Origin of the sequence: Azospirillum melinis (assembly GCF_013340935.1) — a bacterium.
GTDB lineage: Bacteria > Pseudomonadota > Alphaproteobacteria > Azospirillales > Azospirillaceae > Azospirillum > Azospirillum melinis.
Genome location: NZ_WHOS01000078.1, coordinates 18,658 through 29,146, shown reverse-complemented (window position 1 = coordinate 29,146; position 10,489 = coordinate 18,658). Strand labels below are relative to the sequence as shown.

9 protein-coding genes are annotated in these 10,489 nt (G+C 67.7%); 5 read left to right on the top strand and 4 right to left on the bottom strand.

The genetic code is table 11. The annotated features are described in order from the left end of the window. Positions 1-96 precede the first annotated feature (96 nt). From GBZ48_RS32325 to GBZ48_RS32310, 4 genes are all read left to right on the top strand, one after another. On the top strand, positions 97-1,251 hold the full coding sequence (locus GBZ48_RS32325; protein WP_174474767.1) for an alpha/beta fold hydrolase: 1,155 nt from the start codon (positions 97-99) through the stop codon (positions 1,249-1,251). An 11-nt stretch (positions 1,252-1,262) separates the two neighbouring features. Continuing rightward, complete coding sequence (locus tag GBZ48_RS32320) at positions 1,263-1,895, top strand: histidine phosphatase family protein (protein WP_174474766.1); 633 nt, start codon at positions 1,263-1,265, stop codon at positions 1,893-1,895. Positions 1,896-1,980: 85 nt separating this feature from the next. Further along, complete coding sequence (locus GBZ48_RS32315) at positions 1,981-3,657, top strand: methyl-accepting chemotaxis protein (protein WP_174474765.1); 1,677 nt, start codon at positions 1,981-1,983, stop codon at positions 3,655-3,657. Between the two features lie 147 nt (positions 3,658-3,804). After that, positions 3,805-4,929 (top strand): malate/lactate/ureidoglycolate dehydrogenase, encoded by a 1,125-nt coding sequence (locus GBZ48_RS32310; protein ID WP_174474764.1) that lies wholly within the window; start codon positions 3,805-3,807, stop codon positions 4,927-4,929. 10 nt (positions 4,930-4,939) lie between these two features. Here the strand turns inward: GBZ48_RS32310 and GBZ48_RS32305 are convergent, their stop codons facing one another. Both GBZ48_RS32305 and GBZ48_RS32300 read right to left on the bottom strand, forming a co-directional pair. Further along, a complete protein-coding gene (locus GBZ48_RS32305; RefSeq protein ID WP_174474763.1) occupies positions 4,940-5,371 on the bottom strand; it encodes a DUF1810 domain-containing protein in 432 nt (143 codons plus the stop codon). A 77-nt stretch (positions 5,372-5,448) separates the two neighbouring features. After that, on the bottom strand, positions 5,449-6,462 hold the full coding sequence (locus GBZ48_RS32300) for a zinc-dependent alcohol dehydrogenase family protein (RefSeq protein WP_174474762.1): 1,014 nt from the start codon (positions 6,460-6,462) through the stop codon (positions 5,449-5,451). 94 nt (positions 6,463-6,556) lie between these two features. Here GBZ48_RS32300 and GBZ48_RS32295 point away from each other — a divergent pair, with 94 nt between their 5' ends. After that, positions 6,557-7,519, top strand: a complete 963-nt coding sequence (locus tag GBZ48_RS32295; RefSeq protein ID WP_209798258.1) for a LysR family transcriptional regulator — start codon at positions 6,557-6,559, stop codon at positions 7,517-7,519. A gap of 26 nt (positions 7,520-7,545) precedes the next feature. Here the strand turns inward: GBZ48_RS32295 and GBZ48_RS32290 are convergent, their stop codons facing one another. Continuing rightward, entirely contained in the window at positions 7,546-8,691 is a 1,146-nt protein-coding gene (locus GBZ48_RS32290) for a hypothetical protein (RefSeq protein WP_174474761.1), read from the bottom strand. A gap of 8 nt (positions 8,692-8,699) precedes the next feature. Then, a complete protein-coding gene (locus GBZ48_RS32285) occupies positions 8,700-9,953 on the bottom strand; it encodes a polysaccharide pyruvyl transferase family protein (RefSeq protein ID WP_174474760.1) in 1,254 nt (417 codons plus the stop codon). Positions 9,954-10,489 lie beyond the last annotated feature (536 nt).

Here is a 10,489-nt window from a genome sequence, read left to right as displayed (position 1 = left end):
GCCCCCAACCCCGTGCGTCATCCGTCGATGTCGCAAACCCCGACAGTCTTATGTCCATCGCCCCCACACCCATCGATCACGGAGGCTTCGACGCCCATGCCTGACCAGATGCTCGTGGAGCCTGTTCTGACGATGCCTTGCCCCTCCTTCGCCGGGGAAACCCTTCCTGTCCATGGCCGCCACGACGGCGCGATGGAAACCCTGCGCGTCACCCTGGAGGCGCTCGGGATCGGATCCGTCGAGGAGATGACCTGGAAAAACTATGAAACCATCATGCGGGTGGTCGAGCCGCTGATCGGTGCCGGCCATCGCCTGCGCCATTTCGATTATACCCACAGCGCGGCGCTGCAACTCGGCACGGTGGAGCGGCTGCGCACCGATTACACCATCCGCCTCGCCTACACGGAATGGGGCAGCCCGCGGAATCCGGCGCTGATATGCCTGGGGGGCATCGCGAATTCCGCCCGGCGCTTCGACTATATCGCCCGCGCCCTGTCGCACCGCTACCATGTGCTGTGCCTCGATTGGGCCGGGCGCGGCCGCAGCGGCTGGCTGGCCGACCAGTCGGACTACAGCTTCGACGGAACCGTCGCCCAGGTGCTGGCCCTGATCCGCCACAAGCAGTTGGGCCCGGTCACCTTGCTGGGCTCCTCGCTCGGCGGCAGCGTGGCGATGCGGGTGGCGGCGGAAGCTCCGGATCTGGTGGAACGCCTCATCCTGAACGACATCGGCCCCTTCATCCCGACCGAACGGCGCCGCCGCCGCGCCGAGTCCGTCGCCCGCCACTATGTCTTCCGCCATCCGGCCCAGCTGTTCCACCGCACCGGAGCGGCCCAGAAGAATGACGGACCGGTCGACGACACCGTTCTCCTGCACAACAGTTTCCACCAGACCCGCTGGTCGGAGGAAAATGGCGGCCGGGTCTACCGCCACGACATCCGGGCGCTGCAATGCTACCGCGACGGCGCCATCCAGGACCACGACCAGTGGGACGACTGGCAGCGCATCGACTGCCCGGTGCTGCTGGTGCACGGCATGATGAGCGACGCCCTCCAGGAGGCGACCATTGCCCGGATGATGGGCAAGCCGGGGTTGAGCGTCCTGCATGTGCCGGATGTCGGCCATACCCCGACGCTGAGCGATCCTCTGCACATCGACGCCCTGGCCCGCTGGATGTCGGCCCCCCACGCCCTGCCGATGGAGAGCACCATCGGCTGGACCGCGGGCGCCGCCCGCATCCTGTTCCGGTGAGGGGGCCGGCGATGACGGACGGCTTCCATTTCGTGCGCCATGGCGAGACGGACGACAACCGGCGGGGTGTGCGCTGCGGCGGCGACCGAGACATTCCCCTGACCGAACGGGGGGTCGAGCAGGCCCGGCACGCGGCGGAGCGGCTCCGCCGGTCCGGCCAGACCTGCGGTCTGGTGATCGCCGGTCCACTGGACCGCACCGCCGTGACCGGCGCGGTGTTCGCCGAGACGCTGGGCGTTCCGCTTCTGAGGCGGGACTGGCTGCGCGAGCGCAGCCTGGGGGAGTGGAACGGTCTGCCGATCGAACTGACCCGCCCTTGGTTTGCCGCCGGAGAGACGCCGCCGGGAGGGGAGAGCGAAGGCGCCTTCGCCGCCCGGGTGCTGGATGGCGTCGACGAACTGGCGAACGGAGCCACCAGCCTCCTGACGCACCGGCCGTTGCTGGTCGGCAGCAAGGGAGTGGCCCGCATCCTGCTGCACCGGCTCGCCGGGCGGCCGGGTGTGGAGTTGGGAAATTGCGAGGTCGTGGCCTTCACCCGCCTGTCCGCCCCGCCGGGCGGGCCGGGATGGTGGCGGTGCGACCCGCTGGCAGCTCCACTGGAGACTCCGCTGGAAGCGAAAGCCGGGGCCTGCTGCCCGGCCTGACCTTCGAGCCGGTCTGTCGAACAATCGAAAATCGATGCGTGGAAGCCGCGCGATGCCGCGTGGATCAGGAGTGAGGAGAAGGGCGATGAAGCTCAAGATTGGTACGCGGCTCATGCTGCTGGTGTTCGGTGTGGCGCTGCTCAGCACGCTTGCCGGAGCCACCGTCCACCTGACGGGAACGCGCACGAACCTGATCGAACAGCGCAAGGCCAAGGTCAAGGAGATGGTCGATGCGGCGGCGTCCGTCATCGCGCTCTATGGCGAGCAGGAGAAGTCCGGCAAGCTGCCGCGCGCGGAAGCGCAGGAGCGTGCCCGCGACGCCGTGCGCGCCATGCGCTATGGCAACGGCGAGTATTTCTTCGTCTACGACTATGCCGGCGTCAGCCTGGTTCATGGCCTGCGTCCGCAGGTCGAGGGCAAGAACCTCCTGAACCTGAAGGACCCCGACGGCGTCCCGTTTAACGTGCAGATGACCGAGGCGGCCAAAGCCGGCGGCGGTTTCGTCGCCTTCCGCCACAAGCGCACCGACGATGCCGAGCCGACCCCGAAGATCGCCTATGCCGCCGGCTACCAGCCCTGGCAGTGGATGGTCGGCACCGGCGTCTACACCGACGACGTCGATGCGGAATTCCGCGCCCGCATCTGGCGCGAGCTTGAGGTCTCGCTGCTGCTGCTGGCGATCAGCGTCGGCATCGGCATCTGGGTGTCGCGCGGGATGTCGCGTCCGCTGCTGGCGATCCGCGACGTGCTGGGCCGCATCGGCGGCGGCGACCTGACCGTCGCCGTGCCCCATGCCGACCGGCCCGACGAGATCGGCGACATGGCCCGCGCCGTCGCCGGGCTCGCCACCACCCTGCAGGGCGCCCGCGACGAGAGCCAGCGCGCCGACCTGGAGCGTGCCGCCCGCGACCTTCAGCGCGAGCGCCTGTCCGTCCGTGCCGCCGAGTTCGCCCGCGCGATGGACGAGGTCGTGGCAACGCTCAGCACCACCACTGTGGCCCTGCACGAGCGCACCGCCGCCCTGACCACCGACGCCGCCAGCACGACCGACGAGGCGCATGCTGCCGCCGGCGCCGCGCAGGGTGCCTCCGACAGCGTCGAATCCGCCGCCCAGGCCAGCGAGGAACTGCGCGGCTCCATCGCCGCGATCAGCCGTCAGGTGGAAAGCGCCGCCCAGACCGCGTCCCGCGCGGTGACGGAGACCTCCAACACCACCGGGATCGTCACCGGCCTCGCGTCGGCCGCCGAGCAGATCGGCGCGGTGGTGGAGCTGATCAACTCGATTGCCGGCCAGACCAACCTGCTGGCGCTGAACGCCACCATCGAGGCGGCGCGCGCCGGCGAGGCCGGAAAGGGCTTCGCCGTGGTGGCAAGCGAGGTGAAGAGCCTCGCCACCCAGACGGCGAAGGCCACCGAGGACATCCAGTCGCAGGTGGGCGCGATCCGGGCGGCGACCGCGAACGCCATCGGCGCCATCGAAAGCATCGCCAGCCTGATCACCAACCTCAGCGCGCTGAACGGCGAGGTGGCGTCGGCCGTGCAGCAGCAGGAGGCGGCGACCCACCAGATCTTCGCCAACGCCCGCGCCGCCGCCGACAACTCCCGCCGCGTCACCAGCAGCGTCGGTTCGCTGTCCTCCACCATGACCACCACCAGCGAGCGGATGCGCCTCGTCTCCACCAGCGTCGAGAGCGTTTCGGAGCAGTCCGAGCGGCTGAAGGACGAAGTCCGGCGCTTCGTGGCGGAGGTCAACGCCGCCTGACCGGATGGTCTGATCGACTGACGCGGGGCGGATTTCCGGCGGTCCAGGCTGCCGGGATCCGCCCCTTTGTTTTTCGGCCGCAACTCAGCCCTTGCCCCGCCGTGGGACCGGCAACCAAATAGGGGCCATCGAACGGGAAGGCAGACGATGACGGAAACACAAAAGGATCCCTTCGCCGCGGCGGCGTCCTTCAATGCCGGCGTTTATGGCACCGGATTGCGGCCGGTCCGGGCGGAGCGGCTGGCGGAGGCGGCGAGGCGTCTGCTGCAAGCGGCCGGAAGCGAGGAAGAGGAAGCGGCGGTCGTCGCCGACCATCTGGTCGAGGCCAACCTGCGCGGTCACGACAGCCACGGTGTCGGCATGCTGGCGATGTATATGCCGGCGATTGCCGCAGGGCTGCTGCGGCCCAACCGGCATGCGGCGGTAATCGGCCGGTTCGGCCCCTTCCTGGCGGTCGGTGGCGACAGCGGCTATGGGCAGGTGATCGCGCGCGAGGCGACGGAGCTTGCCATCGAGCAGGCGCGGCAGGACGGATTGGCCGTGCTCTCCCTGCGCGACAGCCACCATATCGGCCGCGTCGGTTCCTATGGCGAGCAGTGCAGCGGTGCCGGGATGGTCATGCTCGCCTTCGTCAATGTCGTCACCCGCCCGGCGGTGGCGCCGCATGACGGCACCCGGCCGCGGCTGGGCACCAACCCGATCTGCATCGCGGTTCCGGCCACGCAGGCGACGCCGGCCTTGATCCTGGATTTCGCCACCAGCGCCGTCGCTGTCGGCAAATGCCGCGTCGCCATGGGCAAGGGGCAGGAGATGGCGCCGGGCCTGCTGCTCGACCCGCAGGGCGAGCCCACGCGCGATCCCGGCGTGATGTTCCAGGATCCGTCAGGCGCCCTGCTGCCGCTGGGTGGGCACAAGGGATTCGGGCTGGCGCTGATGTGCGACGTGCTGGCGGGGGCGCTGGCCTCGGCGATGCCGGGTACGCCGTCCCACCAGGATTCCGGCCGGGTGATGAACAACATGTTCGCCATCGTCTTCGACCCGGCGCGCGGCGGCAACGCGCAGTGGGCCGCCGATCTCGACGATCTGGTGGCCTATGTCCGCGACACGCCCACGGCGCCCGGAGCCGATGCCATCCAGATGCCGGGCGAGCCGGAAACCCGCACCCGCCGGCAGCGTCTGGCCGACGGCATCCCGCTGGACGGCGCCACGCTGGCGATGCTGGACAGTCTGGGGCGGGAGCGCGGGCTGGCGCTTGGTGACTTGCTGGCCTGAACGTTGGCTGTCAGGCCAGCAGCTTCAAAGTGGCATCGTCCGGCCGGCCGTTGCAGCATTGAACGAGCGCTTTGCGGTAGAGGTCGCTCCCCTCTGCCGCCGCCTGGGCGAACAAGGTCATGGAGGAGCGGAACTTCAGGTCATCGGGTGAACCGAAGATCTCATGAAGCGTCCGCCCTTGCACGGCCAGCACGGTCTCGGTCGCCTGCGCCAGCCGGCTGCCCAGGACGGGGTGCGCCAGATAGGCTCGTGCCTCGTCCAAGCCGGTGATGCCATAGAATTGGGCGGTGGGCGAGCGGCCGAGGTCGCGCAGCTGCGGGAAGATGAACCACATCCAATGGCTGCGCTTGCGGCCGTCGCGCAGCTCTGCCAGCACGGTCGCATAGACCGGGTCCTGAGCCTTGACGAAGCGCTGGAGGTCGAAGGGATCGCTGTCCGGCATGGCGCCGCTCCTCGTTCCTGGGGCCATGCCGAGACATCGGTCGCAGACCACCGCTTCGCAACGGCTATCTGCTGCTATCAGCCGCCATTGCCGAGCGAGATGGCGATCTTGCCGAAATGGCTGCCGCGCGACAGGGCGGCATAGGCACCGGCCGCATCCTCGAAGTCATGGACGCGGTCGACCACCGGCCTGAGCTTGCCGGTTTCGATGGCACGGACCGCTTCGCGCAGGTCTGCCACCGATCCGGTGTTGCTGCCGACCACCTTCAGCATCTTCATGATGATCGGGAACAGCGATGTCTGGAGGTCGGCGCCGCTCAGGAAGCCGATGACGAAAACTGTCCCTTCCTCCGCCGTGGCGTTGAGCGAGCGGGCGAAGGTTCCGGCACCACCCGTCTCCACCACCAGATCGACGCCGGCCCCGCCGGTCAGCTCCAGAGCCCGGGCGTCCCAGTCGGGGGTCGTCCTGTAGTTGATCGTCTCGTCGGCGCCGAGGGCCTTCGCCCGCTCCAGCTTCGCGTCGGAGGACGAGGTAATGATGACCCGGGCGCCCGCCGCCTTGGCGAACTGCAGGGCGAACAGGCTGACGCCGCCGGTGCCGAGCAGCAGTACCGTGCTGCCCGGACGGACGGCACCGGTGCGGATCGCCCGCCAGGCGGTGGTGGCGGCTATCGGCAGGGTGGCCGCCTCGGTGAAGGACAGATGTTGCGGCACCGGGACAAGGCTGGCGGCGGGAACGACCGCATAATCGGCGAGCGAACCCGGCATGGTGATGCCACGCATCCGTCGTCCGGCGACCGGCGGCAGGGCTCCCGCCGACCAGTCCGGCAGGAAATGCGGGATGACGCGATCCCCCTCCGCCAGCCCGGTCACCCCGGAACCGGTCTCCACCACCTCTCCCGCGCCATCGGCGGCGGGGATCAGCGGCAGCGACGGCACCGGGAAGGCGCCGGTGGCCACGGCGAGATCGACGTAGTTGAGGCTGGCGGCACGCAGGCGGACCAGCACCTCGCCGGCACCCGGCGTGGGGCGCGGCAGTTCGGCGATGCGGAAGGCGTCGAGACGGGGGGCTTCAAGCTGATAGGCGCGCATCGGGCAGTTCCTCGCTTGCTGTGATCGTGTGATGCGAGGCTATCCCGCTGTGTGAGATCCTTTAATCTGGCGTCTGTGCATGATATTGCTGCACATGATGCACGAATTGAGCGATCAGGGGTTGGAGGAGGTCGCCGCTTTCCTGGCGGTTCTAGACACCGGCGGCTTCGCCCCGGCGGCGCGGGTGTTGAACCGCGACGCTTCGGTGCTGTCGCGCCGGGTCTCATCCCTGGAGCGGCGGCTGGGGGTACGGCTGCTGGAGCGGACGACGCGGCGGGTGACGGTGACGGAGGCCGGGCGCCGTTTCGCCGACCGTGCTCGCGCGGCCTTGACCCTGCTGGCCGATGCCGAGCGGGAGGCCGCCGATGCCGGCGCCGTCCCGCAGGGCACGCTGCGCTTGTCGTTGCCGGAAGCGTTCGGACGGCTGTGGGTGGCGCCGCTCCTGCTCGATTTCCTCACCACGTTCCCGCGCGTACGGATCGAGGCCTTCTACAGCGACCGTTTCGTCGATCTGGTGGGGGAGGGGTTCGACCTTGCCATCCGCATCGGCCGGCTGCCCGACAGTTCACTGGTTGCGCGCAGGCTGGTGGTTGACCGGCGGCTGATCTGCGCCGCGCCTTCCTACCTCGCGTCACGCGGAGTTCCAAAGGAGCCGGCCGATCTGGCCGGCCATGACGCGCTGCTGTTCGCGCTTTTCGCCTCGCCATCAGAATGGCGTTTCGCCCGTGGGCGCGAGCGGGCCCGTGTGCGGGTGTCCGGCCCATTGCTGACCGACAATGCCGAAAGTCTGCTCCACGCCGCCGTGGCCGGGAAAGGGCTGATCATGTGCTCGGAGTGGCTGGCAGGGCGGGAACTGGCCGACGGGCGGTTGGTCCCCGTGTTGCCGGATTGGACCTTGGAAGGCAGTGCCAGGGGCGATGCCGTTGTCGATGTCGTTGGAGAGACGTCCATCCATCTGGTCCGCCCGTCCGGCCGTTTCATTGCCGGCAAAACCCGGGCCTTTGCCGACTGGATCACGGAGAGGCTATCGCCGCCGCCGTGGTGCCGGAAATCCTGATCTTCGCCTCTCCATCGTTCCCGAACTTATCCGCCGTCGATCTCCACCCGCATGCGGACAAGGTCGCGGTTCCAGGTGATCCTGCATTTGTCGAGGTTCAATCGCGTCATGTAGACGTAGGCGGTCTTGCCGACATCCTCGAAATTGCGGCTCTGGCTATCCGGATCGAGCAGGGCAGGGTAGTCGAAGGCTGCCGCATCGCTGCAGCCGTAACGGAACAGCAGGGGGGCGGCCCACATAAGCTCCGGTTTCGACCAATTGACCAGATCGGGGGAGGTGGTGGTCCAGATGCCGGTGCGGCCGTCACGGGTCATCGCCACGGTGGCGATGAACAGGCCGCCGGCGCGGTGGCGGACGATGCTGCGCACGGTGCCCTGCAACACGCCGGGAGCGATCGGGGCGCAGACATGGTTCTCCGGCGCGTCGCCGCTCTGGCCGTCACGCACGAAGCGGACGGAATAGGATTTGCCGTCCCACCCACGCCAGCCCTGCGGATCGGCGAGGTTGTCGGTGCGCATCAGGCAGGCGCCGCGCTGTTGCGCGCCGAACCGCTCGGCCCACAGGAAGGCGTACCAGTGGTCGCCGTTGCGGACAATGTTGCTGGGCGCGAAATAGCCGGTGCGCTGGCCGACGTCGCCGCTGTAGGGATAGGGCAGCGTCGCGACGGTGTGGTTGGGCGGGGCGGCGCTCAGCCGGAAGCTGGCCCCGCCGTCGCTGGAGACCGCCGCGGTGATGCTGTTGCGCCAGCAGCGCATGTACTCGCCGGACGGGCAGAGCGCCCGCCGCTTCTGCGCATGGAACTCGTTGCTGACCAGGGCGAAGACCGTGCTACCGTCCGGCGTGTAAAAAGACGAAATCCAGCTGCGGTCGTCATGCAGGCGCGGATCGTCCTGCCCGTGACCCTGGAAGATCACCGCGCAGTTCGGCCGCACGGCATCCAGCGACGGGCCGGTCAGCGCCCGCGCGGTGGAATGGGAGGCGATCAGGTGCACCGTGCCGCCGGCATCCCGGAAGGCGCGCGCCGGGGTGTCCGGCGCGTCGCTTTCGGCGCAGGCGTCGCGTTGCCAGGAGGTGACCGTTTCCGGCTCCCCCGTCTTCCTGATCGTCAACGCGTGGGCTTGTGCGGCGGCCATGCTCAGCGTGAGCGCCAGCGCTGCGGTCCGGCGGAGCATGGCGGCCCTCACTTGCCGTTCGCGATGGACTTCAGGAAGGGCGCCGGTTGCAGCCGGTTGGCCACCAGGAAGTCCAGGTAACGGGCGGCCGACCCGGCACGGTGGCGGTCATAGGCATCCGGATCGAAATTGATCAGCGATTTCAGGCGGCTGCGGGTCAGCGGCATCGTCAGGTCGGCAGCGTCGACATAGGGCACGCCGGTGTTCTCGCAAAGCTCGCGCGTGCGTGAATCGATGGTGACCGTCAGGCCCATCCGTTCCGCCTGGATCGCCAGGGCGACGCCGTGATAGCGGCAGCCGATGGTCAGATCCTGCTGGCGCAGATTGTCCATCCAGGCCGGCACGTCATAGTAGGAGCGCATATAGTTTCGGCACCAGGCCTTGAACTCCTCGAAGGAGTAATGCGGCACGGTGTGGCGATGGATTTCCTTCAGCGCGTGCGGGTCGATGCTGTCGAACAGCCCGCGCGAGGCACGGATCATCTCGCCCATCGACTGGACGATGTACTGGCCGGGGGCGATGGGGTCCATCATCAGGGCGATCAATTGATGTTCGATTTCCCGCGTCTTCACCCAGGCCTGATGGCCGCCGGCCACGGTGATCGAGCGCGGCAGATCGAGCGCCGACCAGTTCGCATGGATCTTCCTGCCCAGCCCCGGCGCCTGGTTGAGGAAATGCGACGGGCAGCCGCCGGGCAGCGAACCGGCGATGCCCAGCTTGTCCAGCTGTGCGGTGGTGTAGGCTCCGCGGGTGTAGATGTTGGGCGAGGTCGTGGAGGACGGGTTGGAAGCCGCGATCACCTGCGCCCAGCGCAGCGTGCCGGGGCTGAGTTCGATGTCGTGCTCGTAGCTGTTCGCCTGGGCACCGAGGCCGATGGCGACGACGGGAAGACCGGATTTCTCCAGATTCTCCGCCATCTGGCCGTAATCGGTGTGGCGGCCCAACTGGTTGGCACAGGGGATGACGATGATGTCGGCGTTGTTCCGCAGCGTCTCCGCCGACGAGCCCCAGCTGAAATGCTTAACCGGGTTGGTGATGTGGCTGCAGATCGAATGCACGAAGGCGAGGTTGCCGTTGTTGTGCCCGATCCCGTTGTACAGGTCGTCGAAGGGGGCGTTCGAATAGAGGCCGAGATTCGGCGTCTTCCACAGCACCGCGACGCGCAGAGGCTGGGACGGCGCATGGCCGGAAATCCGTTCAGACGTCTGGCCGGACGTGTGCGGCCGGTCGACAGGGGTGTCGATCACGATGTCTTCAAGCATGTCGGCTCTAGCCTCGGGTCGGTGGATGCTGGAAACAGGCCGACGGTAAGCGCAGAAGAGGTAAGACTGCAAGTGACAACCTAAAAATAACACGGCATGATCATTGGAAGGCAGTGTTTAGACTTTCTAATGAAATCTCAATTTGGATTTTTCTTTGTATAATTTGACCGACGATCATTTGACCGTCTTATTAAGGTCCATCTAAATTCGAAAGATTATCGATTTTGCGGCAGGGGGTTGAAAGCGGCGGTGACGTGTCCCATTTCCGAAAGCGTTCCGCCAAGACAGACGCGGGAACCAAGCTTCAGTTGGGGTGCCAGGAAAATTCGCCTGGGCGCCCCTTTTATGCGTTGCGAAAATTCCTATATAGAGTCTGTTGCGCCGCTGATGGCGCCGGCTCCGACAGAATGGCTTTCGCCCCGATGATCCTTAAGTTTCCCCCGGTTCGGTCGCGCTGATCGCGTGGCCCTGCCGCTCCTCTCCAGCCCTTGTGGCGTGCTGGCTGCTGCGACCTCCTTCCCCGGTCGCGGCGCCGC

Coding starts and splice junctions, on each gene's coding strand:
- GBZ48_RS32285 (WP_174474760.1), bottom strand. CDS start 9,953: ATGCTTGAAGACATCGTGATCGACACCCCTGTCGACCGGCCGCACACG.
- GBZ48_RS32320 (WP_174474766.1), top strand. CDS start 1,263: ATGACGGACGGCTTCCATTTCGTGCGCCATGGCGAGACGGACGACAAC.
- GBZ48_RS32295 (WP_209798258.1), top strand. CDS start 6,557: ATGATGCACGAATTGAGCGATCAGGGGTTGGAGGAGGTCGCCGCTTTC.
- GBZ48_RS32315 (WP_174474765.1), top strand. CDS start 1,981: ATGAAGCTCAAGATTGGTACGCGGCTCATGCTGCTGGTGTTCGGTGTG.
- GBZ48_RS32300 (WP_174474762.1), bottom strand. CDS start 6,462: ATGCGCGCCTATCAGCTTGAAGCCCCCCGTCTCGACGCCTTCCGCATC.
- GBZ48_RS32305 (WP_174474763.1), bottom strand. CDS start 5,371: ATGCCGGACAGCGATCCCTTCGACCTCCAGCGCTTCGTCAAGGCTCAG.
- GBZ48_RS32325 (WP_174474767.1), top strand. CDS start 97: ATGCCTGACCAGATGCTCGTGGAGCCTGTTCTGACGATGCCTTGCCCC.
- GBZ48_RS32310 (WP_174474764.1), top strand. CDS start 3,805: ATGACGGAAACACAAAAGGATCCCTTCGCCGCGGCGGCGTCCTTCAAT.
- GBZ48_RS32290 (WP_174474761.1), bottom strand. CDS start 8,691: ATGCTCCGCCGGACCGCAGCGCTGGCGCTCACGCTGAGCATGGCCGCC.